This is a genomic window from Streptococcus cristatus, assembly GCF_003943815.1.
GTDB lineage: Bacteria > Bacillota > Bacilli > Lactobacillales > Streptococcaceae > Streptococcus > Streptococcus cristatus_F.
The window spans coordinates 98,891-125,257 of record NZ_RJNA01000004.1 but is presented as its reverse complement, the minus strand read 5'-3'; the positions used below and the strand labels follow the sequence as shown (position 1 = coordinate 125,257).

At 41.5% G+C, this 26,367-nt stretch carries 30 protein-coding genes; 25 read left to right on the top strand and 5 right to left on the bottom strand.

Going from position 1 to position 26,367, the window contains the following annotated elements; translation table 11 throughout:
* The first annotated feature begins 11 nt into the window (after window positions 1-11).
* From dnaB to rpsD, 8 genes are all read left to right on the top strand, one after another.
* Window positions 12-1,367, top strand: a complete 1,356-nt coding sequence (dnaB, locus tag D8872_RS03810) for a replicative DNA helicase (protein ID WP_005592121.1) — start codon at window positions 12-14, stop codon at window positions 1,365-1,367.
* A gap of 1 nt (window position 1,368) precedes the next feature.
* Complete coding sequence (locus D8872_RS03805) at window positions 1,369-1,641, top strand: Veg family protein (protein ID WP_005592064.1); 273 nt, start codon at window positions 1,369-1,371, stop codon at window positions 1,639-1,641.
* Between the two features lie 204 nt (window positions 1,642-1,845).
* Window positions 1,846-2,469, top strand: coding sequence for an HAD family hydrolase (locus tag D8872_RS03800; protein ID WP_185761383.1), 624 nt, complete (start codon window positions 1,846-1,848; stop codon window positions 2,467-2,469).
* Between the two features lie 409 nt (window positions 2,470-2,878).
* Window positions 2,879-3,169, top strand: a complete 291-nt coding sequence (locus D8872_RS03795) for a thiamine-binding protein (RefSeq protein ID WP_061909895.1) — start codon at window positions 2,879-2,881, stop codon at window positions 3,167-3,169.
* Entirely contained in the window at window positions 3,132-3,884 is a 753-nt protein-coding gene (locus D8872_RS03790) for an ABC transporter permease (RefSeq protein WP_125390002.1), read from the top strand. The genes D8872_RS03795 and D8872_RS03790 overlap by 38 nt, the downstream gene beginning before the upstream one ends.
* Before the next feature lie 42 nt (window positions 3,885-3,926).
* Window positions 3,927-4,925 (top strand): ABC transporter substrate-binding protein, encoded by a 999-nt coding sequence (locus tag D8872_RS03785; RefSeq protein WP_185761382.1) that lies wholly within the window; start codon window positions 3,927-3,929, stop codon window positions 4,923-4,925.
* Complete coding sequence (locus D8872_RS03780; protein ID WP_125390000.1) at window positions 4,925-5,647, top strand: ABC transporter ATP-binding protein; 723 nt, start codon at window positions 4,925-4,927, stop codon at window positions 5,645-5,647. The genes D8872_RS03785 and D8872_RS03780 overlap by 1 nt, the downstream gene beginning before the upstream one ends.
* 252 nt (window positions 5,648-5,899) lie before the next feature.
* Window positions 5,900-6,511: a 30S ribosomal protein S4 gene (gene rpsD / locus D8872_RS03775; protein WP_000092756.1), complete on the top strand. Its 612-nt coding sequence runs from the start codon at window positions 5,900-5,902 to the stop codon at window positions 6,509-6,511.
* Between the two features lie 156 nt (window positions 6,512-6,667).
* On the opposite strand, the gene D8872_RS03770 is transcribed toward rpsD, so the two are convergent.
* Both D8872_RS03770 and D8872_RS03765 read right to left on the bottom strand, forming a co-directional pair.
* The gene (locus D8872_RS03770) at window positions 6,668-7,831 is read right to left on the bottom strand and encodes a tyrosine-type recombinase/integrase (RefSeq protein ID WP_125389999.1); all 1,164 of its coding nucleotides are present in this window, start codon (window positions 7,829-7,831) and stop codon (window positions 6,668-6,670) included.
* A gap of 173 nt (window positions 7,832-8,004) precedes the next feature.
* Window positions 8,005-8,595 carry a helix-turn-helix domain-containing protein gene (locus tag D8872_RS03765; protein ID WP_125389998.1) on the bottom strand — a complete coding sequence of 197 codons (591 nt, stop codon included), beginning with the start codon at window positions 8,593-8,595 and terminating at the stop codon, window positions 8,005-8,007.
* 156 nt (window positions 8,596-8,751) lie between these two features.
* On the opposite strand from D8872_RS03765, the gene D8872_RS03760 reads away from it, so the two are divergent.
* From D8872_RS03760 to D8872_RS03700, 12 genes are all read left to right on the top strand, one after another.
* A complete protein-coding gene (locus D8872_RS03760; RefSeq protein ID WP_125389997.1) occupies window positions 8,752-8,940 on the top strand; it encodes a helix-turn-helix domain-containing protein in 189 nt (62 codons plus the stop codon).
* Window positions 8,941-9,272: 332 nt separating this feature from the next.
* The gene (locus D8872_RS03755; RefSeq protein ID WP_125389996.1) at window positions 9,273-9,725 is read left to right on the top strand and encodes a hypothetical protein; all 453 of its coding nucleotides are present in this window, start codon (window positions 9,273-9,275) and stop codon (window positions 9,723-9,725) included.
* A complete protein-coding gene (locus tag D8872_RS03750) occupies window positions 9,722-9,922 on the top strand; it encodes a hypothetical protein (protein WP_125389995.1) in 201 nt (66 codons plus the stop codon). The genes D8872_RS03755 and D8872_RS03750 overlap by 4 nt, the downstream gene beginning before the upstream one ends.
* 1 nt (window position 9,923) lies before the next feature.
* Window positions 9,924-10,127, top strand: a complete 204-nt coding sequence (locus tag D8872_RS03745; protein WP_125389994.1) for a hypothetical protein — start codon at window positions 9,924-9,926, stop codon at window positions 10,125-10,127.
* 14 nt (window positions 10,128-10,141) lie between these two features.
* Window positions 10,142-10,408, top strand: coding sequence for a DNA-binding protein (locus D8872_RS03740; RefSeq protein WP_125389993.1), 267 nt, complete (start codon window positions 10,142-10,144; stop codon window positions 10,406-10,408).
* A gap of 10 nt (window positions 10,409-10,418) precedes the next feature.
* Window positions 10,419-10,934 carry a hypothetical protein gene (locus D8872_RS03735; protein WP_125389992.1) on the top strand — a complete coding sequence of 172 codons (516 nt, stop codon included), beginning with the start codon at window positions 10,419-10,421 and terminating at the stop codon, window positions 10,932-10,934.
* Complete coding sequence (locus tag D8872_RS03730; protein ID WP_125389991.1) at window positions 10,927-12,381, top strand: virulence-associated E family protein; 1,455 nt, start codon at window positions 10,927-10,929, stop codon at window positions 12,379-12,381. Before D8872_RS03735 ends, D8872_RS03730 begins: the two co-directional genes overlap by 8 nt.
* Window positions 12,382-12,919: 538 nt before the next feature.
* On the top strand, window positions 12,920-13,075 hold the full coding sequence (locus D8872_RS10810) for a hypothetical protein (RefSeq protein WP_164993748.1): 156 nt from the start codon (window positions 12,920-12,922) through the stop codon (window positions 13,073-13,075).
* A gap of 201 nt (window positions 13,076-13,276) precedes the next feature.
* On the top strand, window positions 13,277-13,693 hold the full coding sequence (locus D8872_RS03725; RefSeq protein WP_260471668.1) for a hypothetical protein: 417 nt from the start codon (window positions 13,277-13,279) through the stop codon (window positions 13,691-13,693).
* Window positions 13,694-15,185: 1,492 nt separating this feature from the next.
* On the top strand, window positions 15,186-15,605 hold the full coding sequence (locus D8872_RS03710) for a DUF1492 domain-containing protein (RefSeq protein ID WP_125389990.1): 420 nt from the start codon (window positions 15,186-15,188) through the stop codon (window positions 15,603-15,605).
* Between the two features lie 766 nt (window positions 15,606-16,371).
* Window positions 16,372-16,593 carry a hypothetical protein gene (locus D8872_RS03705; protein ID WP_125389989.1) on the top strand — a complete coding sequence of 74 codons (222 nt, stop codon included), beginning with the start codon at window positions 16,372-16,374 and terminating at the stop codon, window positions 16,591-16,593.
* Window positions 16,556-16,903, top strand: a complete 348-nt coding sequence (locus tag D8872_RS03700; RefSeq protein WP_185761381.1) for a DUF2335 domain-containing protein — start codon at window positions 16,556-16,558, stop codon at window positions 16,901-16,903. Before D8872_RS03705 ends, D8872_RS03700 begins: the two co-directional genes overlap by 38 nt.
* A 456-nt stretch (window positions 16,904-17,359) precedes the next feature.
* Here the strand turns inward: D8872_RS03700 and D8872_RS03690 are convergent, their stop codons facing one another.
* Window positions 17,360-17,890, bottom strand: a complete 531-nt coding sequence (locus tag D8872_RS03690; protein WP_125389986.1) for a TetR/AcrR family transcriptional regulator — start codon at window positions 17,888-17,890, stop codon at window positions 17,360-17,362.
* Window positions 17,891-18,031: 141 nt separating this feature from the next.
* Here D8872_RS03690 and D8872_RS03685 point away from each other — a divergent pair, with 141 nt between their 5' ends.
* The 5 genes from D8872_RS03685 (at window position 18,032) to D8872_RS03665 (ending at window position 24,690) form a co-directional block, all read left to right on the top strand.
* Window positions 18,032-20,431 (top strand): YhgE/Pip domain-containing protein, encoded by a 2,400-nt coding sequence (locus tag D8872_RS03685; RefSeq protein ID WP_125389985.1) that lies wholly within the window; start codon window positions 18,032-18,034, stop codon window positions 20,429-20,431.
* Between the two features lie 237 nt (window positions 20,432-20,668).
* A complete protein-coding gene (locus D8872_RS03680; protein WP_125389984.1) occupies window positions 20,669-21,394 on the top strand; it encodes a polyphosphate polymerase domain-containing protein in 726 nt (241 codons plus the stop codon).
* Window positions 21,387-22,067, top strand: coding sequence for a DUF4956 domain-containing protein (locus D8872_RS03675; protein ID WP_125389983.1), 681 nt, complete (start codon window positions 21,387-21,389; stop codon window positions 22,065-22,067). The genes D8872_RS03680 and D8872_RS03675 overlap by 8 nt, the downstream gene beginning before the upstream one ends.
* An 18-nt stretch (window positions 22,068-22,085) precedes the next feature.
* Entirely contained in the window at window positions 22,086-23,333 is a 1,248-nt protein-coding gene (locus D8872_RS03670) for a carbohydrate-binding domain-containing protein (protein WP_125389982.1), read from the top strand.
* A 106-nt stretch (window positions 23,334-23,439) separates the two neighbouring features.
* A complete protein-coding gene (locus D8872_RS03665; RefSeq protein ID WP_125389981.1) occupies window positions 23,440-24,690 on the top strand; it encodes a S41 family peptidase in 1,251 nt (416 codons plus the stop codon).
* Window positions 24,691-24,729: 39 nt separating this feature from the next.
* Here the strand turns inward: D8872_RS03665 and D8872_RS03660 are convergent, their stop codons facing one another.
* Both D8872_RS03660 and D8872_RS03655 read right to left on the bottom strand, forming a co-directional pair.
* The gene (locus tag D8872_RS03660) at window positions 24,730-25,683 is read right to left on the bottom strand and encodes a S66 family peptidase (protein WP_125389980.1); all 954 of its coding nucleotides are present in this window, start codon (window positions 25,681-25,683) and stop codon (window positions 24,730-24,732) included.
* 67 nt (window positions 25,684-25,750) lie between these two features.
* The gene (locus D8872_RS03655) at window positions 25,751-26,365 is read right to left on the bottom strand and encodes an HAD family hydrolase (protein ID WP_125389979.1); all 615 of its coding nucleotides are present in this window, start codon (window positions 26,363-26,365) and stop codon (window positions 25,751-25,753) included.
* Between the last annotated feature and the right edge of the window lie 2 nt (window positions 26,366-26,367).

Genomic DNA, 26,367 nt, shown 5'->3' with positions numbered 1-26,367 from the left:
AGGATTCACCTATGGCAGAGATTGATGAGTTGCGAGCTCAGCCTCAAGATATTTTAGCAGAACAGTCTGTACTAGGGGCCATTTTCATCGATGAGAGCAAACTGGTCTTTGTCCGTGAATATATTGAGCCTGGAGATTTCTTTAAATATGCTCATCGGCTGATTTTTAAGGCTATGATTGACTTGGCGGATCGTGGGGATGCTATCGATGCGACCACCGTTCGCAATATTTTGGATAGCCAAGGAGACTTGCAGAATATTGGCGGACTGAGCTATCTGGTGGAGGTCGTTAACTCTGTACCGACTTCTGCCAATGCAGAGTACTATGCTAAGATCGTCTCTGAAAAAGCAATCTTACGCCGCTTGATTTCACGCTTGACAGAATCTATCAACCAAGCCTATGATGGGGAAAGACCATCAGAGGAAATCATTGCAGGAGCAGAGAAGGCTCTGATTGATGTCAGTGAAACGGCCAGCCGCAGTGGGTTTAAAAATATTCAAGATATTCTAAATCTTAACTTTGCTAATCTAGAAGCCCGTTCTCAGCAAACTACTGATATTACAGGGATTGCGACGGGTTACCGTGAGCTGGATAAGATGACGACTGGTTTGCACGAAGAAGAGTTAATCATCCTAGCTGCTCGTCCTGCGGTCGGAAAGACGGCCTTTGCCCTCAATATCGCCCAGAATATCGGGACCAAGCTGGATAAGACAGTGGCTATCTTCTCCCTAGAAATGGGGGCAGAGAGTCTTGTGGATCGGATGCTGGCCTCAGAGGGAGTGATTAATTCTCACTCCATTCGTACAGGGCAATTGACGGATGAAGAATGGCAAAAATATACCATTGCGACGGCAAATCTGGCTAATGCGAGTATTTATATCGATGACACGCCGGGGATTCGGATTACGGAGATTCGTTCGCGAGCTCGCAAGTTGTCTCAGGAGACAGGGAATCTTGGTCTGATTTTGATTGACTACCTGCAGCTGATTACAGGAACGGGTCGTGAAAACCGCCAGCAGGAAGTTTCGGAAATTTCCCGCCAGCTTAAGATTTTGGCGAAGGAGCTCAAGGTTCCGGTTATTGCGCTGAGTCAGCTCTCACGTGGCGTGGAGCAGCGACAGGATAAGCGACCAGTGCTGTCTGATATTCGGGAGTCAGGTTCCATCGAGCAGGATGCGGATATCGTAGCCTTTCTTTATCGGGATGACTATTATGAGCGGGCCGGTGAGGAAGAGGAAGGCATTCCTAACAATAAGGTTGAAGTCATTATTGAGAAAAACCGGAGCGGAGCGCGTGGTACGGTTGAGCTAATTTTCCAAAAAGAATATAATAAATTTTCAAGTATTTCTAAAAGAGAGGATGTATAGTATGAGTGATGCATTTACAGATGTAGCAAAAATGAAGAAAATCAAGGAGGACATCAAGGCTCACGAGGGGCAAATGGTAGAGATGACCTTGGAAAATGGCCGTAAGCGCCAAAAAAGTAAACAAGGTCGTTTGATTGAAGTTTATCCTTCTCTATTTATCGTTGAGTATGAAAATGAAGGGGGGCAGCCGGGTGAAATTGCCAACACCTATGTGGAGTCCTATACTTACTCAGATATTTTGACAGAGAAAAATTTAATTCGCTATTTTGACTAAGAATAATAGGTGATTCCAGAACTTTGTATTGTTTCCTAGAGTTGGGTAAAACCCAACTTTGAGGAACAGTTCATTTCTGGGATTTTTCTTAACCTAAATATGCCATACCAAGGATGGTTAAGATCAGCCGAATGGTGTATCTGCGAAGGCATGAGCTAGAGCTTACGAAAGCTCCTACATATAGAGAAAGGGCTGGTGAAAGAATTGATAAGAAATTTAGTTTTTGACTTAGGAAATGTCTTGATTGAATGGAATTCTGAGAAAATCTTGACCTCTTTCGAACCTGAGAAAGAGCGGCGACAGCTTCTTAGACAGGCTATTTTTGAGTCGGGTATCTGGCATCAAACAGACAAGGGAGAGCTGAGCTTGAAAGAAGCCTGTGATAAAGTGCTAGTTCAGCTGGATGACTCCTACCATCCTGTTGTTCAGAATATCTTCTACAATTGGTATGAGGTTGTAGAGGTTTACAGTGGTTTACAGAAAAAGATTCGACTATGGGCTAATCAAGGTTATCGCATTTACATCCTGTCAACTACTTGCGAGATTTTTTACCATATTGAAAAAGCTGGTTTGTTGCCCATCTTTCCACTGCTGTCGGGCTATATCCTCTCCTCAGAAGTCGGGGTTGTCAAGCCAGAGCCAGAGATTTATCAAAAGCTACTAAAAAAGTATAGTCTTGATCCGACAGAGTCAGTCTTTATTGATGACATTCAAGCTAACTTGGATACGGCAGCTGAACTGGGTTTTGAAACCATCTTATCCACAAGTGAGTCAGAGAATATCAGGGCTATGGAGTCTTTGTTGGCTGCGAAAGGAGAGTTTGGCTAATTGATGATCGTTTGCTTCACTTATCGTTGAAAAGTAGTGAGTCCAAGCTCCAATCTTGACATTTGCTGATGATTGCGTTATCATAATCCTATATATGGGAGTCTGTGTACAGTCTGAGAGGAAGTGTAAGCTTCGACCGCACCTGATCTGGGTAATGCCAGCGTAGGGAATTGTATTTGTAAAGACCTTGTGGTTTTGCTAAAATGGGGAATTATTCACCAATCTTTAGTTTACTGATGCATGCAACACCTTTTCCATATTGGAAAAGGTGTTTTTGTATGGAAAGCAAGGTGTTTATAAAGGGAGCTCGCTGTCTTTTTGTTTAAAAACCAAGTTATTTTCTTGTGAATTTTAATCCTATCTGCATACATTATTCTCAGATGAAGCATGAAAGTAAGGAGGTGAAGAGATGAAAGCCAGCATTGCTTTACAAATTCTTCCTTTGTCACATGATGTGAATCGTTTGGCAGTCATAGAGGAAGTGATTGAGTTTTTGCAAAAACAGCCAGTGAAGATGGTCGTGACGCCTTTTGAGACCGTTCTAGAAGGGGAATGGGCGACCTTATTTCCTATTCTGCAGCAGGCGATTGAGCTTGCAGGCACTCAGGCAGACAATGTTTTTGCTAATGTGAAAATAAACTATGGAAAGATTTTAAGTATTGATGAAAAACTTGAAAAATATCCTGCGGCAGCAGATTAGCCTTTTGGGTATGCTGGGAATCCTTGTCATCTGGCAGGTCATGGGCTGGCTCAAGCTCTTGCCCAAGTTTATCCTGCCGACACCTCTGGAAATCGGTCAGGCCTTTATCAGAGATGCGGGATTTCTAGCAAGTCATAGCTGGGCCACCTTAAAAGTAGCCCTGCTGGGGTTAGTCTTGGGTGTCGTCTTGGCCTGTATATTAGCCGTGTTCATGGACAGCATGAGCTGGCTCAATGATTTGGTTTACCCCATGATGGTCGTGGTGCAGACGATTCCGACCATTGCTTTGGCGCCAATCCTGGTTCTCTGGCTGGGTTATGGGATTTTGCCCAAGATTGTGCTCATTATTCTGACGACGACTTTTCCGATTATCGTCAGTATTCTGGATGGTTTTCGGCATTGTGATCGGGATACTCTGACGCTCTTTGAGCTTATGCAGGCCAATCGCTGGCAGATTCTCTGGCATTTTAAGATTCCGACCAGCCTGCCCTATTTCTATACGGGCTTGCGCGTTAGTGTTTCCTATGCCTTTATCACGACCGTGGTTTCCGAATGGCTGGGCGGTTTCGAAGGCTTGGGTGTTTACATGATTCAGTCCAAGAAACTTTTCCAGTACGACACCATGTTTGCTATTATCATATTGGTTTCGGTCATCAGTCTTCTGGGAATGAAGCTGGTGGCTGTCAGTGAAAAATATGTTATTAAATGGAAATAAGAGCTCAGCTCTGCTATTTCCAAAAAAGAAAAGAGGATTATAATGAAAAAAACTTATAAAATGTTGCTGGCAGGTTTGGCTGCCGTGTCTATCTTTGGCCTAGCGGCTTGCAGTCAGTCAGGCTCGGAGTCAGCTAAGAAGGATAAAAAGATTGATTTTATCCTAGACTGGTCACCTAACACCAACCATACTGGCCTCTATGTAGCTCAGGAAAAGGGCTACTTTAAGAAAGCAGGTGTGGATGTGGATATCAAGTTACCGCCTGAAGATAGCAGTTCGGATTTGATTATCAACGGCAAGGCACCTTTTGGTATTTACTTCCAGGACTCCATGGCTAAAAAACTGGATAAGGGCGCAGAAATCACAGCTGTAGCGGCTATTGTAGAACACAATACTTCGGGTATTATTTCCAAGAAGTCTGCAGGGATTACAAGTCCTAAGGATCTGGCTGGCAAGAAATACGGTACATGGAATGATCCAGTGGAGCTGGGCATGCTCAAAACTTTGGTAGAAAGCCAAGGCGGTCAGTTTGATGAAGTGGAAAAAGTTCCCAACAACGATTCCAACTCTATTACGCCGATTGAAAATGGCTTGTTTGATGCAGCCTGGATTTATCATGGCTGGGACGGCATCATGGCAGAGACGCAAGGCATGGACACGAATTTCTTTTACATGAAGGACTATGTCAAGGAGTTTGACTACTATTCTCCAGTGATTATTGCTAATAATGACTATCTCAAGAAGAATCCAGAAGATGCGAAAAAGGTTCTTCAAGCCATCAAGAAGGGCTATCAATATGCCATGGAGCACCCTGAAGAAGCGGCAGATATTTTAATCAAGCATGCTCCGGAGCTGAAAAGCAAGCGTGACTTTGTCTTGGCTTCCCAAAAATATTTGTCCGAGCAATATGCATCAGATAAGGACAAGTGGGGTCAGTTTGAGGCTAGCCGCTGGAATGCCTTTTACAAATGGGCCAAGGACAATGGCATCGTGAACAATGACTTGAGTAATAAGGGATTTAGTAACGACTATATAAAATAATGACAGAAATTAAACTTGAAAATGTAAGCTACGCTTATGATGAGCAGCAGATTTTGAAAGATATCAGCCTAGAGGTGGAAGCTGGCCAGGTGGTGGCTATTTTGGGTCCTAGTGGCGTTGGGAAAACGACCCTCTTTAATCTGATTGCAGGGATTTTGGAGGTCCAGTCGGGCAGGATTGTCCTAGACGGGCAGGAAAATCCCAAGGGCCGGGTAAGTTATATGCTGCAGAAGGACTTGCTGCTGGAGCACAAGACGGTGCTGGGCAATGTCATCTTGCCCCTGCTAATCCGAAAGGTATCCAAAAAGGAAGCGGCGGAGCAGGCAAGTCAGATTTTGAAGGAGTTCAGTCTCTTTGATGTGGCAGACAAGTATCCACATGAGCTGAGCGGGGGGATGCGGCAGCGCGTGGCTCTGTTGCGGACCTATATGTTCGGTCACAAGCTATTTCTTCTAGACGAGGCCTTTAGTGCCTTGGATGAGCTGACCAAGATGGAGCTACACGCCTGGTATCTGGACATTCATCGCAGACTGGGTCTGACGACTCTCCTCATTACCCATAGCATTGAGGAGGCCCTGGCTCTCAGTGACCGCATCTATATTCTGAAAAATCGGCCTGGGCAAATCGTAGCAGATCTCCAACTGACTTGGTCAGACAGTGAGGATAAAGAACTACAGAAGCTACGATACAAGCAGGAGATTTTGAAGCTTTTGGGGCTGTAAGCTGCCTTGTTTTTTAAAAATGACTTTAATCAAGCCTCTGGGCTTGATTTTTTGTAGAATAGTCTTTACTTTTGACTTTATTCGTGGTACAATAGCCTTTGTGTGAAATAGCAGCAGGAAAGCATGAAGCTCGTCAACAGGTGTCTTATGACAAGTAACCTTGGCTGTTTAGGCGAAGGGCATCTGCACGAATCAGGGCTTTCTAAGTGACTATTTCCACCGAAATATTTTTATTTTTAGGAGGACATACATATGTCACGTTATACAGGACCATCTTGGAAACAAGCTCGTCGCCTTGGCCTTTCACTTACAGGTACAGGTAAAGAATTGGCACGTCGTAACTACGTACCAGGACAACACGGACCAAACAACCGTTCTAAATTGTCAGAATACGGTTTGCAATTGGCTGAAAAACAAAAACTTCGTTTCACTTACGGTGTAGGTGAAAAACAATTCCGTAACTTGTTCGTACAAGCTACAAAAATCAAAGGCGGAATCCTTGGTTTCAACTTCATGCTTCTTTTGGAACGTCGTTTGGATAACGTTGTTTACCGTCTTGGTCTTGCGACTACTCGTCGTCAAGCTCGCCAATTCGTAAACCACGGTCACATCCTTGTTGACGGCAAACGCGTTGATATCCCATCATACCGCGTAACTCCAGGTCAAGTGATCTCAGTTCGCGAAAAATCATTGAAAGTTCCTGCAATCCTTGAAGCGGTAGAAGCTACTCTTGGACGTCCAGCATTCGTATCATTCGACGCTGAAAAATTGGAAGGTTCATTGACTCGCTTGCCAGAACGCGACGAAATCAACCCAGAAATCAACGAAGCACTTGTCGTTGAATTCTACAACAAAATGTTGTAATATTTTATTGAATAAGATAGGCTGTAAAGCCTTGAAACTAAGCACTTTAGGCCTCTATCCTAGAGTGCTTTTTTTGATTTTACTACCCTTTTAGTTACCCATAACTAATTTTAGGTATAGTAATAGGGTAGCCCAAAAATGGGGCACCCTTATTATTTATAGATTGCTGATAGCTGCCTCAAAGATTGAGACGGCTTTTTTAGCTCCCTCTTTGGTAGCATGGACATAAGTATTCAAGGTCATTGAGATATTAGAGTGGCCTAGCCTATACTGTAAATCTTTCGCCTCTATGCCAGCGTATAGCATGATTGTAGCGTGAGTATGTCTGAAACCATGGAAACTAATATCAGGAACGCCAGCAGCTTTAAAGTGACTTTGTAGCCTCTTTCTTAGTAAGCAAGCGTAAGCGTATTTTGTGGTAAAAGGAGTAAAGACAATCCCCTCAGACCGTCCTAGTTGCCATGACTGGACTTGTTGACGTTTTTTATATTGTTTGAGTAGGGAAACTGTAGCCTTGTCTATGTCAATCTCTCTTAGACCTGCCTTAGATTTAGGTGTGTTTGTTTCCTGGTATCTATTGAGAGTCTTAGATATGCTGATAGTGCCTTTTTTAAGGTCAATATCAGGCCACTCAAGAGCTAAAGCCTCACCAATACGGCAACCACTGGCCAGCAATGTTTTATAAAGCACGTAGTCAAAGAAATTCTCATAACTAGACTGATCCAAATCTTCCAGGTAGTCTAAAAACTGTTTTAGTTCCTGATTGCTGAAAAACTTTACCTTATGTTCCTTGTTTTGTTGCTTACGTGGGATAATGACATCTCTAGCAGGGTTGTGTTGGATCGCTTGCATAGTAACGCCATATTGGAGAATACGGCGATTTATATTGTTAAGAAAGCTATAGTTTGCGTATGATCCTTTTTCGCCCTTATTGGCCTTGTCAGCCCACTTATTGACTTGTTGCTGGATAATGGGAGTAGTGAGCTTGTCTAGCTTATAATCGCCGAATACAGGCAAAATATGAAGCCTTACGATCCCCTCCATGGATTGCTGGGAGTTTGGCTTGATTGTATTCTTGTAACTCTCCCACCATAGAGCAACCAGCTCCCTATAGGTTGTAATGGTTGGCTTTTCCTTTACGCTATATCCATTAGCTGCAAAAGCATTGACAGCCTCCCTAGCTTTGATTTTAACGCCCTTTTTAGTGCTGGCCGTGACCGTAGTCCTAGCTTTTTTCCCTGTAAGTTTATCAACGCCTAAATAAACACTTGCACGGTACACTGTAGTACCGTTTTTCTTTTTGTATTCTGTAATATTCATAGTCATACCTTTCTAACATCAGTAAGCAAGTATGGGATTTAGTCAAGTATTTATGAATATTGTTTTTATATGGCTCTGAGAGCTACGAGAATAGCCCTATTTTCGTTTGTTTTAGGTGTGATGATAATTTGTATAGCTGAGCTGTAAAATCGCTTAGAGGGGATTTTAGGGGGTTATTTATTGTCCGGGGTAATTAGTCCTGCTAGTATTTCATATACAGCAGCCTTTTTCTCTTTTGATAAAAGAGAAAAGCATGAAAGAACAGCAGCCTCTTCAGCTTCTAAGAAGGCTAAGGCCTGATAAAAGTTGTTGAGTCTTTTTGAGGAAGAGTGACTAATATGTTGTTCGCCAAAAAACTTTTCTAAATCCTCTTCTGATAGATTATGTTTGTTCTTTGTCTTACCATCTTTATAAAAATTTACGTAGTATTCAAATATGTTGTTCTCAAGGATTTTATCACTATTTGGAGGGGTGAGAGATTGGAAAATTGATTTACCAGCTTTTACAGCCTCGTAGTCAGGATCTCGAGAGGAAATAGATAATATTTTCCCCCAATTACTGGAGGCGTCTATTTCTGCTGTATAACCTAATAAATATGGAACAGAAACATTGAAATAATTTGCAATTTTCTCCGCATTTTTCTTTCGTATAGCTGTCTCATCATTTTCCCAGCGTTGTAATGTTCGTAAGTTTATTGATAGGTTTTTAGCTAATTTTTCTTGAGATAATCCTATATTTTCTCTCAATTCTTTAATTCTATTCATACGTAAGATTCTACCTTTCGAGTAAATTATAACCTATTACGGCAAAAAAGGCCATAAAAAATTAAAAAAATAACAAAAATAGTTGACATACGTAGTTTAATGTCGTATAATTGCTATCAAACAACGGCAAAAAAGGCCGTTAGAAAGGGGGATCGAATGCTAATTACAACTAAGTTGGCTGAAAAGGTACGTGTTAAACGTGCTAAGGCTCAGCAGACTAAAAAGGCTGTAGCTGAGGAATTAGGTATTAAACCACAAACCTATACCAAAGTTGAAAATGGGGACTATGACGCTCCCAAGCGTATCTATGAGGCAGTTATGAACTGGCTAGTAGAAGATTTATAAGATTTCTTACTACCTTTCACTTATAGAAATCTAAGCAACAAAAAAGCCTAGACCGACGACCAAATCAGCAAGGCTTTTCACACAAACAACTAAAACCACAAATAGCAAGTATGGGATTTAGTTAGGTATTTATTTAATTATATCACAAAATAGTGATTTGTGCCCAAACGAGAGAGCGCTAGCTCTTAAAACTGGTATTTTCTCACGCTTTCAAATATTGGCGACTCTGAGCGTGAGGATATGAGCAATTACAGGAAAGACATTAAAAAGCTGTCAAAACAGGACAAGCCCAGCAGGGCAATTACATAGACAAAGAAACAGAGGTAAACACCATGATAGAAACAACATACGAGAATTTAACTAGACGTATAGACAGAATTAGCGCAGAGATGCGAGAAATTAGCGAAAAAAACGACCTAGGAAGGCTTTCTTTATTGGCAAGTCAGACAAAATCCATCAAAGAAGATTTATCCCGCTTACTTTGGATTGAACTTCCTGAATTAAATGAAAGTCATAAAATCGCGGCAGTTACTAAAAGCACTACAGGAATGCTTTTCCACCCTGGTATTTTTGAAATGGACGCTATGCGACAAGCGTTCTTTAAACGCCAAGCCAAGCACTTTTTTGACAACGAAGCAGAGCAGCAGGAGTATATGGAACATGCTGAAAAGGAGTATTTAGAGGCTACTATAACCTTAAAGGATATTCTTTTTAATTCTAAAAATGATACTCGGAAAGTAAGTAAAGATCATCTTATAGAGAAGTTTGAGGAGGCAATGCAATGACACTAGATCTAGACAACATGACACAAGCAGAATTTGATAAACAAATGGCTGAAATCAAGGAGAGACACCCTAACCTCTTCCGGTTTATTACTGATTTTGTAGATCGAAAAGTAAGCACCGAAGAGGTGGACGACTTCCTGAAGATGGAACTAAGCGACCAAGTGGACTACATCAAGAATTACAAAGCGAGGGCATAGCATGAATGAACTAGATTTAACCAATACACAGGCGGTTATCTTCATGGTGGNGTTGATTGTCCTACTGGTTTATCTAAACCACCGAGACCGCAAAAAAAGCGCCCAAATGGAGCGAGAAAGCAAACAGACGATAGAAACACCAAGCGAGGTTTTAAACCCTTGCTACGGGCGTTATATCCAGCTTGCAGGTAAGATTCATAATTAGAAAAGGGGTGTAATATGCAACTATTATCAAGAGAGGCAGAGCTTGAGCTGCTGGAGAAAGTGGGAGATCACTTAGAGAAAAGGCTTGAGCTTGAAAAGCAACATAATGACGGCTGGGACTTAATTGCGAGAGCCGATCTACTAAATAAGCTAAGGATCAGTGGCACAACGTTGAATAATTGGGAAAAACATGGCTTAAAACCTTATCAGTCGCCTTTTGAGAACAGTAAGAAGATTTATTACCGCAAGACCGATATATACAATTTTCTTGCAGTAGATTAGGGGGATGACAATGAGAATGATTGAGTTGACTATATCCTCTAAAAAAATGCCCTTATTTAGTTTTCTAAAACATGCACCAACTCAAGTTTGGAAGAATGGAGAACATTACAAACTCATTTACTACGAGCCGATCGGTGAGGGACTGACAGATTTTCATTATAAGGGGTTGTATGTAGCTGTCAGAGATGAGAAAGGACGATTAGAGGGCTGGGAGTTGGCCAGGAGCTTGGATATAGCTTTGGCCAGTTCAGAATTATTGACGATTCTAAAAAAATTAGAAGCAAACAGATTGACAGAGCGGCGCCAGGGACTTGGATTGGAGTTGAAAGGCTGGATTTTTGACCTGATTTGTAATGGAATATATACCAGGTATGAAACTTCTCTTTTTGTCCGTTCTCTATTTGTAAATGGCTACAGTTTTAGCCAATCAGTGGACTTGTTTTCTGCAATTGTTAAGCGGAAAGATTTAGCAGGCTATTTTTTAGAAGTAGCAAAGGTATTCTATAAGGAGGTAGCTTTTGAATAGTGATGAAATTGTAAATAAAATCATTGAAGATGATCATCAACAAGTATCCTCTGAAATGGTGAATTTGACTGAAGCAAGGGAGACTAATGAGGGGCACAATAGTTTAGACTTGGCCAAAAAACCACGAGGGGATGGCTTTGCAGTGAGTCTAGATAATCTCAAGAAGATTTTGAGCGGAGATAGTAAGTTGAAAGGTGCTATACAGTATAATACCTTTACTTATGAAATTGACGTGACTAGACCTATAAAGTTAAATGGTAGAACCTTGAGCGGTGCAATCGATGACCTGATTATCAGAGAGATTAGGGCTTATATTGCTACCAAGTACAAGATAGACTATAAAAAGCCCGACATAGCGGACATTTTGGAAGTGGTGGCTGGAGAGCATAGCTACAACCCTTTAAAAAACTATCTAGAATCATGCGAAAGCGAGTATAAAGAGTTAGTGAATCAGCGTGATCCGTTTGATATTCTACGGTGCTATCTAAATATCGAAGATAATGATTATAATCGTATTATCCTGGACTTGTTTTTTCGTGGAGCAGTTGCTAAGGTATTCAATCCCTCTATTAAGTTTGACTTTGTTCTAGACTTGACTGGACGCCAGGGAGTTGGGAAAACTCAGTTTTTTGAGGGGCTTTTTACCCATAAGTATTTTACTACTGTTGAAACTTTCACAGATAAAGACGACAAGGCTAGGATGGTAAGAAATTGGTGTGTATTTGATGATGAGATGGTGGCCAGTAAAAAAGCCAGCTTTTCAGAATTAAAGAAATTCATAACAGAAACCAAGCTGGAATTTAGACCGCCCTATGCTTCCAGTGATAGGCGACTACCTAAGAGTTTTATCATTGTCAGGGCAACTAATGACCATGATTACTTAAACGACCTTACAGGTGAAAGGCGTTTCCTGGTTGCTGAAGTCCATAAGGATACCGAATATAAGGATAGGAAGTGGACAGAAAAAGACCGTAGACACTTTTGGGGTGCTATGGTGGCAGCTTGGAGAGCTAACAAGGTGCTGACTCTGACAGATGAGCAGGAAAAGCTAGTAAACGAGGTTAGAAGCCGTTATAAGTTTGTAGATGAGCTAGCTGAAGACCTGGAGCGGTATTTGGATACCCCTTACCCGAAAGGGATGTATCAATACCCAGAGATTGATAGGACTAGGCGCTATTACATCCACGACATGATAAATCATGGCTACTATATGGGTGCTGATGGTACAGAAATCCCACTAGACATAGAGAAGTATGGTGAACTAGTGGAGCGGGATAAAGTGGCAGTTAATTTATTCTTTACAGAGGTGTATTTGAACAATTCACCGAATCCAAAAGATAAAAACAAGGTAAAGAAGATCATGCAAAATAAAGAGGGCTGGGAATCAAGGAAATCTTTGAGAATTGGCAAAACTATCAAGCGTGGATTTGCTAAAGTAAAAGAATGAAGTGTAGGCAGTGTAGGCAAAAGGAAAGAAAACAGCCTACACCTAAAGTTATTGATACTGTAAGGATTGTAAAGGAGCGTAGGCAAAAGAAAAGAAAAAGCCTACACTCCTAAACCCTTGATATCATTGATTTTATAATGTAAATGTAGGCAAAATATATATTTTATAAAAGTATATATAATTAATTACCTAATGTATTATATATATTTTTTTTGAGATAAAACGCCTACATGCCTACATAAGGGATAACCCCTTGAGACTGTATGGTGGAGGGCGTAGGCACCCAAAATTCAAAAACGCCTACACTTTGTAAGATTGATAAAAGCAGGGGCGCAGCGTTTGCTTTCCAAAAATGGAACTCAAAAAGCTTAAAAATGAGCTAAAGTACACTAAAAAGGGTAGCAAAAAGCGTTGGATAGTTGAAAATGTCGGTTATTTCAACGCTTTAGGGCTACAAGTACTACAACTTAATCAAGTAGAAGAGGCTCGTAGCGCTCTAGGTTAATGAAAATCAAGAAAAAATGAAATGGAGGATCGTATGGATGATTTAGTTGAACTGTTGAAGCAAGGCTTTATTTTGTATCAGAAAAATGGTAAAATAGAGGCAGAGGCTCCCCCAACATTTGGGAGTGTGGCCTTGCATTTTCAAGATGGAAGATTTTCATACTTGCAACGAAGTGAAACAAAAAAATAGAGTCTATCGGAACAACCGAGGGCGCTGATTAAGTTATTTAGCTTTTTCAGTGTCCTTTTTGTTTTGGTGTTAGGAGTGGATATGATACAAAAATCCTTATGGGTTGATACGAGCAGAAAAAACAGTTTTAAAAATGGGATACCGTAGCAGGCACGGTGCTTTTAGATATGGAAATTAACAAATAGAAAGAGGAAAAAAAGAATGAACAAGAAAACAATTATTACTAAGATGTTAGCATTGAAAGGTGCTATTTCAAACTTATATGGAAAAATCGAAGAAATACAGAATAATCAATTTTTAAGTGCAGAGGGTAAAGAAAATGAACTTGAAACCCTTAAATTCAAATACGAGGCTTGGTATGCTGGTTATTATGACGATCTGAAGAAAATTGCAGACAACCTACTACCAGATAAAGAGGCTAAGAGAGCCGAAGCGGAAGTAAAAGCTTTGACTGATTCTGGTTATCAAGTAGCAGTGCAAAATGCCGTAAAACTTTTTGAAAGTGGCGCATTGGCCGTATCCACTGGAAAAGCACTAATAGACCATTACAAAGACGATCGCACAACGTTAGAACTTTTCCGAAATGCTTTGGGAGGTATTTTTGGTAATGGAACTTAAGACAGTGCAGAATTAGCGCAATATATCCCAGCGGACAATAGCAATCGGACAAAAGACTTGTTGAATAAGTTTGCTAGAGCAGTCGATGAGATGAATTATGAGAGATTGATGTCTGATCATGGATTTGTAATGCAGAGAGTTGAGGGTGCTATAACTTTCTTAGAATCTGATTACCTAGATGACAACATGGACGCAATACTTTAATCGAGTGTGCAGAGGGGAGAAATCCCCTTTTAGTATTTAAGCCAATAGATTTGGTTTATTACACGATAATTTGTAGTAGTGTGTAATTTACAAAACAAACAAATACTACATATTAGACGGCTAAAACTCTGAAATAAGTCAGCTATATCAAGACTTTTGACGGATTCGAGCGTTCCCAAAAAGGGTGAGGTAAGGGTTAGGTTGCGTATTAAAAAAAGTACAAGGTTAGTACAAGGTAGCATAGATCAAATAGGTTAAGATTAGGCTAAGGTCACATACTTCAAAATAGCAAGGTTTTAGCAAGGTACAGGGCTTTTTTCTAATGATAGAACCCTAAGATTACCCTAAGGTATAGCTGCTTTTTTAGAGCCATAGAATGGTAAGGTTTTGGTAAGGTATCGAACTTTTTCAATGTAAAGGTACAGGAGTTTTCCAATGGTGAGGTTTTGGTGAGGTAGTGGCAAAAAATATGCCTGACAAATGGCAGGATTATGTGTGTTGAACTCCGAGCGAACTCCGAGAAAATAGCTCTTGAACAGAGAACGAACAGAGAAGATTATATAGCTTGAACCTCGAGCGAAGCCCGAGAAAGTGGGGTATATCCCCCTATCATTTATCAAGCAGATAAGAGCAATAATAACTCTCCTTAACTCCCTGAGAAATGACAAGCAGATAAGCGGAGTTTTTACCCCTCTTATTTCGGATTTTCTCCTTACAAAATGATAAGCAGATAAGGACGACAATAAGCCTTCTTAATTGCTTGCAGAATGACAGGGAGTTAAGACGAATTTAAAAGCTCCTTATTTTCATTTTTCTCCTTGTCAAACGATAAGGAAATAAGACAGGAAATAACATCGCTTATTTTGATTTTGCTCCCTGAAAAAACGTAAGGAATTAAGGAGACTTTTTAGCTTCCTTAATTTGGATTTCCTCCCTACAAAATGATAAGGAAATAAGAGCGGTTTAAAAATCTGTTATTTTGGATTTGTTGCTTACAAAATGATAAGCAGATAAGCAAAGAAATAACTTGCCTTAATTGCTTGCAGAATGACAAGGAAATAAGAGAGATAAAAACATCCCTTAATTGCTTATCAAACCATAAGGAGATACGGGGGCTATCTCCCTCCCCACGCGCTTCTATGAGCTTCACCCGTCATTGTACATTTTTTTCTCACGGGCAAGCATTTGAAGCTAGAGCGAACATAGAGAAAACGAAAAAAGCCAGCACAGGGCTGACTCCTTTGTTATATATCCGATAAAAATATTATATCATAGAGGAGGCTAAGGCATGACACCAGAGCAGGTAAAAGAAAAACTAGAAGGCGTTAAGTGGATAAACAAAGAGATAGAGGGCTTATATTTAGAGCTTGCGGTTTTAGAAAGTGGTATTATCAAAAAGCAAGAACTGAGCACTACCAGAGTACAAACAAGCAGGGTAAATACAGCAGAGAATAACCTTATAAGTGTTCTGAAGCTAAAAGAGGATACGCTCCAGAGAATTGAACGACTTACTGAAGAGAGAATGGAAATATCTAGGCTGATCGATAAGCTGGCCAATCCGCTTGAGCGTTCTGTTCTCAGGCTGTTCTACTTGAATGTTCTCGACGCTTGGGAGGTTGCTGAGGAAATAGATAAATCAAAGACTACAGTATACATTATAAGGCAAAAAGCTATAGAACATTTGGCAGGTATTGTAAACGGGGATTGATTTAACCTTACCACAGAATTAGGAGCATATGGGGCTCCCTAAGCTCCATATTTGTCCATATTTCGCTTTGTTTCGGACTGGACGATAAATCATTATGGATAAACTAAAAGCCCTTAGAAACGAATCTGGGGGCTTTTGTGAGATAAAAAAGAAGCATGACTCTCCCACAGCTCTAAGGCTTTTTGGGCGGGAAAACCATGCTTCTTTCTTGACTTAATTATACATCTTCTTGATTTTAAAATCAAATAAAGGTGACCCACCGCCTCCACAGCAAGCTGCTTCATGGGCGTTAGACCACCTTTACCTTAAGCTAATTATAACTCAAAAAAATTTCTAGCACAAGTATAATCCGAGGTTAGCAATAATAAAAATAGAGGTGTCCCACCTCCTACTGCAGAATGAACTGTTTCAAGGGGAGATGGAAAACCTCTATCCGTTAATTTAATTATAGCCTAAAAAACTTTTAAATACAAGGCTATTGTAAAATCATAGAATGTTAAAAGAAAATAATAGGGAGGTCAAAGCTTACCATTTAAAGAATAAAAAAGCTGATATAGAAAACATTGCAAAAGGTATAAGCGATAATGAAAGTTAATTTTTTAATTTCCAAATAATAGCATTAAGTTTTTCGAATAAGTAAGTATATATATTTTAATCTTTTTTAGAAAGTTGAATTAAAGTAGTGACAAATTTTTTTAAAAAGTGTATACTCGATATAGTATGGATTGATTTTGATTCGTACAATATTTTTACTAGGAGGCAAATCATGAATAAGAAGACAACTTTTCTAGTGGCTGAAAATGATTTTTTATCAGGAGTATCCAGAGTTCTTGATATTGCATCCACAAGAAACAAGAGAGTTTACAATACATCACGCTCTGGTGATGAAGCTGATAAAAAAGCTATTTTTAATGATTGGTTTATGATTGGTAATGATATCAGGGGGGCTTATGAGCAATTCAAAAAAGAAGTCAAAGCACAAGCCTAGCTCCAACCCTAATTCTAAATCTAACCTTACAACGGCTCATCAAGTTACAGAATTCATCGAAAAACAACCAACAGATGTTCGAGAAGAAGTCACAGATAAACTGATAGCTCAACGTGTTGAAAGCATGAGTTATTCAGGGCCAATTCCTCCTCCACATCTATTAAAGGAGTTTAATGCTTCAATTCCTAACGGTGCAGATAGAATAATGAAAATGGCGGAACAACAGTCTACACACCGTATGGATTTAGAGAAAAAAGTTGTTACTGCAATAACAGAGATGCTCTTTTGGGTGTCATTTTTGCCGGAATAATAGGAATAATAATTGTAATAGGTTCGATGTTCCTTATTTATAACAACAAAAATATACAAGGGTTAGGTATCTTATTAGCAAGTGCTGTGGCTTATATTAGTGTATTTAAGAAGAGTAAAGCAAGAGATGATAAAAACCTTGAAGAAAAAGAGTAATAGAAGAAAAAGCACCTATAACAGGTGCAATTTACTTGCTTACTGAACTCATCGATTTAATTCCCCTTTTAGTTACCCTTTGCATTTTCTCTACTTATTTGTAAGCAATAAACTTTTGTAGAAACAAGGTAAAAAACTGAGCAGGCTTAGGCCTGTTTTTCTGTACCTATTAATAGGAAGATAACAAAATGCTTTAATTTCTATTGGAAATTTATTCAGAAGCCGATTTCGGCTTCTTTTTTATTCGATTAACAAAAAGAGGCTGGGATATCTTGTCCCAGCCTTTATTAGTTGTTGAGTTTTATAGCATCTTTAAAAGAAGATTAGCCATTTGTTCCGGGCTTTCCTTACTGCCTCTAGCTATCCACATTTGGTAGACGCCAAAGAAAGCATTAACGAGGTAGACGATGCCGTATTCCTTTTCGATTTGATTGAAAGCTTTATTGCGAAACCGTTCCTGTAGGATTTGGGAAAGTAAGGATTGGAGCTTATGGCGCAGGAAATTTTGGATTTCTCTAGTACCATTTTCCGTCAAGAGAGCAGCCAGAAGAGGCTCTTGGGTCAGGAATTGAAAGACCTCTGTGATAGCGACTGCGACATCTTCACGATTGTGCTCAAAGATGTATTCTAGTTGATGAAAGAGCCCTTGCTGATAGCGCTCAATCATATCATATTTATCCTTGTAGTGAGTATAAAAGCTACTGCGACTGATACCGGCGGCTCGCGCCAATTCGACTGTTGTGATGTGGTTAAAAGACTCCTGATGCAATAAGTCAACCATAGCCTTCTCAATGATGGCCTTGGTTTTTTTACGTTTATTACTTTCTGTCATTTCAATTTTTCCTTTGTTATTGAATTATACAAAATTAGACAAGGTGTACAAAAATAGATTTTTCTGCTTGCCTTAATTTTTTTATTGTGTATAATCTATTATATCAAATTTTTAGACAATGTGTATAAAAAAGGAGAAAAGATGTTCAAAGAATGGAAAGCGATCTTCAAAAAACCGAAGATTATTGTAGTCATGCTGGGGGTTGCCTTGATTCCAGCCTTGTATAATGTGATTTTTTTGAGCTCTATGTGGGATCCGTATGGCAAACTTTCTGATTTGCCAGTAGCGGTGGTCAATCAGGACCAGAAGGCGAGCTTGTATGGAAAAGACTTGTCCATTGGTTCAGATATGGTACAAGATATGAAGAAAAATGTAGCGATGGATTTTCATTTTGTGGATAAGGATCAGGCAGAGAAGGGATTGGAAAAGGGCGACTATTACATGGTGGTGACTCTTCCTAAGGATCTATCAGCCAATGCGGCTAGTATCTTGAGCAATCAGCCTAAGCAAGTTACGATCCACTACCAAACATCCAGTGGTCATAGTTTTATCGCTAGTAAAATGAGTGATTCTGCCATGACTTCGATGAAGCAATCGGTCAGTCAGAAGATTACAAACAGCTATGTGACAAGCCTTTTTGCGAGTATGGATAAGCTAAAAGGTGGACTTGGAACAGCCGCAGATGGCACAGCTAAATTGGCCGAAGGCAGTCAGGAACTGGCAAATGGCAGCCAAAAACTGTCTACTAACTTGGAAAGCCTAGCTCAGTCCAGCCTCACTTTCTCAGATGGAGCTACAGCGCTATCGACTGGTCTGGTAGCATACACAAACGGAGTGGCTCAGATCAATGCCGGCTTGCCGACTTTTACTAGCAAGATGACGGAATATACAGATGGAGTTGGGCAGCTTTCAGCTGGTGCCAGTCAATTAACCACTCAGTCACAAACATTACTGAATGGAACCAACCAACTAACGGGCAATTCACAGGAATTAGTTGCTGGTGTGGAGCGCTTAAACAGCGGTTTAGCAGAACTGCAATCATCTGTTAATAGCAGTGTTACTGCTAATCAAGAAAAGGTTGCTCAGTTGACGACAGGTCTAGATCAGCTCAATACGGCCATTCAAAATGCCACATCGGGAACGAGCTTGCCAACGGAAACAATTGCGGCTTCTCTCACGACGATTGCGACCAACGCCCAGTCTTTGGCAAGTAGTGCGCAAAGTGATCGGGCTGCAGCCGTGGCCGCTTTAGAAGGCACAGCTGCTTACCAAAAACTTTCTGCCAGTGAGCAAGAAGAACTAAAAGCCGCTCTAGCAGGTGGTGCTGATTCTAGCAGTAGTGCAGCGGCAACTATTGTACAGGAAGTCCAAGCTATCCAGACGAATCTGCAAGGTTTGCAAACGGCCAGTGGTCAGGCAAGTCAGCTGTCGGCAGCGGCCAACCAAGTCCTGCCAGGTGCTTCAGCTATGATTAGTGGTCTTTACGGTGGCTTGGGTCAGGTAAATGACGCCTTGTCCTCTGCCAGCACTGGTTCAGCGACCCTTTCTCAAGGCATTACGGCTTATACAGGTGGCCTTTCTCAAGTAGCTCAGGGAGTAGCGGCTTATACTACAGGTGTCGATCAGCTTTCTCAAGGAGCGGCCAATCTAGCGAACCATAATGACCAAGTGACTTCAGGAATCGGTCAAATCAGCTCAGGCCTCTCTCAATTAAATGATAAATCATCTACTTTGGTCACAGGGATGCAAACATTATCTACGGGTGCCACTCAAATGGCGGATGGTTCTCAGCAGTTAGCGACTGGTGGTCTCACTTTAACTAGTGGGCTGGGAGATTTATCAATCGGTGCTCAGACTCTAAATACAGGGTTGACGGGTGCCAAGGGGCAATTATCCGAGCTTTCAGTGACAGAGGACAATGCGGCCGCCTTGGCTGGCCCTGTCGAGCTGAAAAAGACAGATAAAGATCAGGTTGGTAAAAATGGTGTTGGTATGGCCCCCTACATGATTTCTGTTGCTCTTTTTGTAGCAGCGATTTCGACCAATGTTATTTTCGGCACGCTCCCTTCTGGTCAAGTTCCAGCTTCTCGCAAAGCTTGGCTCAAGGCTCGTCTGGAGGTCAATGGTTTGATTTCTGTTTTGGCTGGCATCTTGGTTTATGGAGCGGTTCATTTGATTGGTCTTGAGGCCAACTACGAATGGATGACGCTGGCCTTGACTGTTTTAGCCAGCATGGCCTTTATGGCAGTTGTGACGGCTCTAGTCACTTGGGATAGTAAGGTCGGGGCCTTTATCTCCTTGATCCTCTTGCTCCTGCAACTGGCTTCTAGCGCTGGTACTTATCCGCTGCCTCTAACGGCAGAAATCTTCCAAAAGCTCAACCCAATCTTACCGATGAGCTATGCGGTGTCAGGACTGCGGGAAACGATCTCGATGAATGGTCAAATCGGTGGCCAACTAGCTTTCTTGACCGCGACTTTACTGCTTTTCATGACCTTAGGCATAATGGCCTATCGTCCTGATAAGAAGAAAATCATTTAAGATAGAGAAGAGCGCAGACTATTTTCTCTTCGAAAGGAACAACTTGGTTTTGTGAACAGAACCAAGTTTTTTTGTTTCACGTGAAACAGCAGAGAATTTTATTGTATAGATTTTCTCCACAAGTCTATTTTATTCAGTATGAAAATAATAATGTTTTGTTTTCTTTAAGTTTTCTTTAGCCTTGCTTTAAGTTTTCATCCGTAAAATGGCTCTAGTTACAAGAAAGAGGAAAAACCCATGGCTAAAAAAACATTTAAAGACAAATTTCAACGATTTGAAACCAAATATATTATTTCCAAAGAAACTTTGGCTGATTTATTGACCAAGTTTGAAAGCCATCTGGTGGAGGATGAGCATGCTTACTCGACCATCAACAATCTTTACTACGACACCCCGACCTATCAAATGATTCGTGAGTCCTTGGAAAAGCCTTATTTTAAAGAAAAATTGCGCGTGCGGACCTACGATGAAAAGCCGAGAGAAGACAGTCAAGTCTTTTTGGAAATCAAGAAAAAAGTGCGCAAGATTGTCTACAAACGCCGCATTTCGACAGATTTAGTCGCTGCCGAGGCTTACTTGGAGGGCGATCACAGTAAGATTGAGGATTGTCAGATTCGTGAGGAAATCGACTGGCTGAGTCAGCGCTACGGTGGCCTGCAGCCCATGATGTATATTTACTACAATCGTTATTCTATGAAGGGGATTGAGGATCCCAATGTTCGGATTACCATTGACCACGATTTGACCTACCGCAATTATGATTTGAGCCTCTTGCATGGTCATTACGGGGAAAATCTTCTGCCGGATCATCATGTGATTATGGAAGTTAAGGTGCCAGGAGCCTATCCGCTCTGGCTGAGTGAGATTCTGGATCGCCATCAGGTCTTTCCAAGTTCCTTTTCCAAATACGGGGTTGCTTACAAGAAAACGACAGACTATAAAGGAGTTGTAAATCATGCTTAGTCACTTATTTTATGATATTTTCACCGATACGGCCGTAGATCCGGCTATGATGCTGCTGGCAATCGGAGTGTCCTTGCTTTTGGGCTTAGTCGTTGCCAAGGTTTACCAGTTTAAGACGGTTTACAGCAAATCCTTTGTGATGAGTTTGGCGCTTTTGCCGACCTTGATTGCAATTGTGATTTTCTTGGTCAATGGAAGTCTGGGAGCAGGGGTTGCCGTCATGGGGGCCTTCAGCTTGATTCGTTTCCGTTCCGCACCGGGAGGGGCCAAGGAGCTGGTGTCCATTTTCCTAGTCATGACAATCGGGATTGCCATCGGAATGGGCTATCTGGTCTTTGCGACCGTCTTTACCCTCATCATGTCGCTCGTCATGCTGCTGCTTGAGGTGGTCAATTTCGGGCAGATGAAGCATTCCATGCGCCAGCTGACTATCGTCATACCAGAAAGTCTGGACTATGAAAGCATTTTTGATGATATTTTCAACAAAGCTGCCAATCATGTCGAACTGGCTAATGTCAAAACCTCTGATATGGGAAGTTTGTTCAAGATTAAATACCTCATTCAGCTGAATGGTCAAATGACCGAAAAAGAACTCATCGATGCCCTACGTACGCGCAATGGAAATCTAGAGATTGCCATCAGCCGCTATATCACGAAAGAAAATGAATTATAACTAGGAAAGAGGCCAATCATGAAAACAGGCAAGAAAAAAATATTTCAGAAAATAAAACTAATGGTGCCCCTAGCGCTAATGAGTGTCACCTTGGGAGCTTGCAGCTTGACCAGCCAGTCCAGTACTAGTGCGAGTGCTAGTGCTGCGACCACGCAAACGGCTACTAGTACGACAAAGACAGATACATCTAGCTATTTCACGGATCGTGATCAGGATGCTTCTTATGATGAGTCGACAGCGACCAAGATTAGCTTGAGCGGCTCTACAGCCAAGACCTCTGCTGACGGAGCGAGCGTTTCTGGCTCCACGGTGACCATTACGGCAGCTGGAACCTATGTCCTCTCTGGCAGCAGTGAAAATGTTCAGATTGTTGTCAAGGCTGGCGATCAAGACAAGGTGCAAATCGTCTTGGATGGTGTAACCATGACAGGGACGGATGCAGCGATTGTGGTAGAAAATGCAGATAAGACCTTCATTACCCTAGCTGAAGGCAGCAAGAATAGCATTTTTGACTCAGCCAATCACACCAATACTGACTACGATGCGGCCATTTACAGTAAGGATGACTTGACCTTTAACGGCTCAGGCAGTCTGACCATCGAAGGAAAATACGGTAACGCGGTCGAGTCTAATGATGACCTGCGCATTACAGGCGGGACTTATACGATTAAAGGCTACAAGAATGGCTTGTCAGCCAATGATGCCATCAACATCAAGGAGGCTAGTCTGGATATTACTGCGACGGAGGATGCGATCCATGCAGATAATGACGAGGACACCTCGCTCGGAAATCTCTATATTCAGTCTGGTACCATTACGATTAATGCTGGCGATGACGGTCTTCATGCCAGCAATGCAGCAGTGATCGACGGTGGCACCATCACAGTCAAGTCCAGTGTCGAAGCTTTAGAGGGAACAAATGTCACGATTAATGGCGGTACACTTGACCTTTATGCGACGGATGATGGAATCAATGCGGCTAGTACAGCGACTGGGGCTGAGATTTTCATTAAGATTACTGGAGGTGACATCAAGGTTGAGGTCGGCCAAGGCGATACAGACGCCCTTGATTCCAACGGCGATATCATCATGACAGGCGGAAACCTAGCTATCACGTCCACTGTGTCTGCCTTTGACTTTGATGGTAAGGCTACCTATACGGGCGGGACTATCACGGTCAATGGGCAAACCCGAACCGAAATCACAGCCGATGGCCCTGGTGGCGGTGCTCCAGGCGGACAAGGTGGCGGTCCCGGTGGACATTGATTAGAAAAAAATCTAAGCAGAGATTGTGCTTAGATTTTTTTGTTTAAATCGGCATAAAATGTACAAAAATGATATACTGGTCTCAATAATGAAGAGGAGCAATACGATGAGAAAAACGGCTATTTTTGAAGATGTTGTTTCGATTATGACCCAAGATTCGGCAACTAAAAAGGATATTGTCGGTGCGGATCCGACTGGTTTTCGCGAATGTATTTCAGACGATATGAGTGAAAAGGATTTTCTTTATCAGGTTCAGACTTATCTAGCTAGCTTCGGAGTTATTGGCCACGTAGCTTTTCGGGAGAAATATGCTAAGCCAAAAGGTTTTGTTCTACGTTCAACAATCCAAGGACTTTATGTTGAGCAGGCTAATGCAGATACGAATTTGCAGGCGGGCGATCAAATTGTGAAACTGGATGGACAGCATCTAGAAGAGTTTTATAGGATGCACCGAGCGTATTTTACCAGTTCAACGCCTGAGCGAAACTACCGTGAGTGGAGCGAGTTGATTTCAAAAGCTAGGCAAGTGACTGTTTTGCGAGCAGGAGTAGAGCAAATCCTTTCAGTTGAGCCTAGCCAGAATCCTGTAGAGAGTCGATTTGAATGGAAAGAGTTAGAAAAGGGTGTTATTTATCTCCGTTTGGATGACTTTAGGAACGAGAAAGCCATCAACAAACTCTATCAGGAAGCACAAGATACTATCAAGAGGGCTGCTTGTCTGGTGATTGATGTCCGTCAAAATACTGGCGGGATGGACTCGCTGTATTTTCCCCTGCTCCACTATGCTCTTTCTGAGGGGCAAGTCTATTCTGACTTGGGCTGGACTGATGAAGGGATGGAAATTCTCTACACAGAGCGGAATGTTGACCTGCGTTTGAAAGATTTTGAAGCCTACGTGCAGCAGGAAGGGATTAATCAGGAGACGAAGGATTTGTTGGAGATAATCATGCAAGACCTGCAGGCCAATCGGGGCAAAGGCTATGTTAAATTTGGAGGCGAGGACAGGGAAATGTTTCCTAATGTGAAAGGAGGAAGCCATCCTGAGAAGATTTTTGTCTTGGCAGATGTCTACTGTGCTTCGTCGGGAGACAATTTTGTCCAGATGATGAAATGTTTTCCTAAGGTGACGGTTCTGGGGCGCCCGACTCTTGGAATACTAGATTATTCTAACTGCTGTCAGGTAGATTATGGTGACTATAGTTTGAACTTTCCAACTTCACGCGCTCTAGCACTTGATAAGGGACAGGGTATGACAGACAAGGGGATTGAACCAGACATCCTTATTCCTTGGACAGTTGAGCATCTGGAGTGGGATGTGGATTTGGAGCGCTGTTTAGAGATGATTCATGACTTTTAGATATCAAAAACGACCTTTTGTTTGGAGGTCGTCTCTTGTTTATTCATCAATTTTGATAGACATCTTCTCTGTATCCACCGTCACTTGAGCACCGATGGTGATGGTAAAGAGTGGCTGAGTATGAGCAAAGTCCAAGTCATAGAGGACAGGAATTGTCTTTAGAATAGGATGTTTATCCAAGATATAAAGGAGCAGTTCCTCTGTCATCTGACATTCTTTTGGAAAGCGGCCGATGAGAAGAGCCTGCGGGTTAGGATAGGCCTGAAGGAGGGCGGCAAGATTGCGGTCAAACTCCACATAATCATCTTCCTCTGCCTCTTCAACAAAGAGGACATAGTTTTCATCTGTTGGCGCATAAGGTGTTCCACGCAGAAGTGAGAAGGTGGAGAGATTACCGCCGATAACAGTGGCTTGGGCTTGTCCGTGATGATAGACTTTCCATTCCGTTTCATGGAAACTCAGTGGCGCATCGGGCAGATACCAAGCATTGTCGCCCCATTTTTCACTGGGAGTCAATTCATAAGAAGTCTGGCTGACGGCCTTGAGCCAGCTCTCGGTTTGATAGTCCTGTAGGGCATCCATTTTAAAGCTGGAGTAGGATGGTCCCATGTAAGTTTTCATGCCGGTCTTGCTATAGATAGCGTTGAGCAAGGCTGTCGTGTCTGAGTAGCCGCAGAAAATCTTAGGATTTCTAGCAATCAACTCAAAGTCCAGATGGGGCAAAAGCTCATTACAGTTGAAACCGCCGATGGTGGCCAGAATAGCATCAACTGAGTCATCCGAAAAGGCAGCATGAATGTCTGCCACTCGGCTTTCGATGGAGGCAGAGCCTAGTATATCATTTTCCAGATAATGCTCTGAAAAAGATACGGTAAACCCTAGCTTTTCCAAGCGCTCCTTGGCGGCTAGATTGGCTTCAAAGCCACCAAGGCGTTCGATTGACGACGAGGGACTGACGACCCGAATGTGCATACCAGGTGTGAGTTTTTTCATAGGGACCTCCTTGTGATAAATTTTATAGAGTATCATAACATAAAGGCTATGGGAAGTAAAGGTGGAGTTAGAGAATTTTTAGCAAGGCCGATAAGGAATTTACAGTAAAATCAGGTTCTTCTGACGGTGACTGGATTGGACTATATGCACTAAATCCTTGTTTGATCCAAATAGTTTTCATGCCTAATGCCTTAGCTGGCGCAATATCATTATCAAGTCTGTCACCAATCATAATAGCAGATGAAGCAGAACATGAAGCTTGTTGAAGGGCTAGTTGAAAAATTTTAGAACTAGGTTTGGAAAATCCACAGTCAGCTGACGAGATAATCAGATCAATCCATTGTCTGATAGCAAACTTTTCTAATCGCTCCTCTAAGCCAGGTAGTTGATTAGCGATAATACCTATTTTATAGCGATTATGTAGTATTTCTAAGACCGTTTTTGTATCTGGGTAAAGTGTTTCTAGTTCAGAGTTCCATTTCGGACGTTCTAGGCCAAATTCTTGTAATGCTATTAAATCTCCCTTTTGCCCCTCTTTAAATGATAGTAGCATCCGCTGATAAAATGCATCATAAGTGATATTTGTTCCTGCAATTGCTTGTTCAATCCTATCTTGATAAGCTTTCTCTTCATTGATTAAAGTAGAACCAATATCAAAAAATATCCATTTATAATTTAGCATTC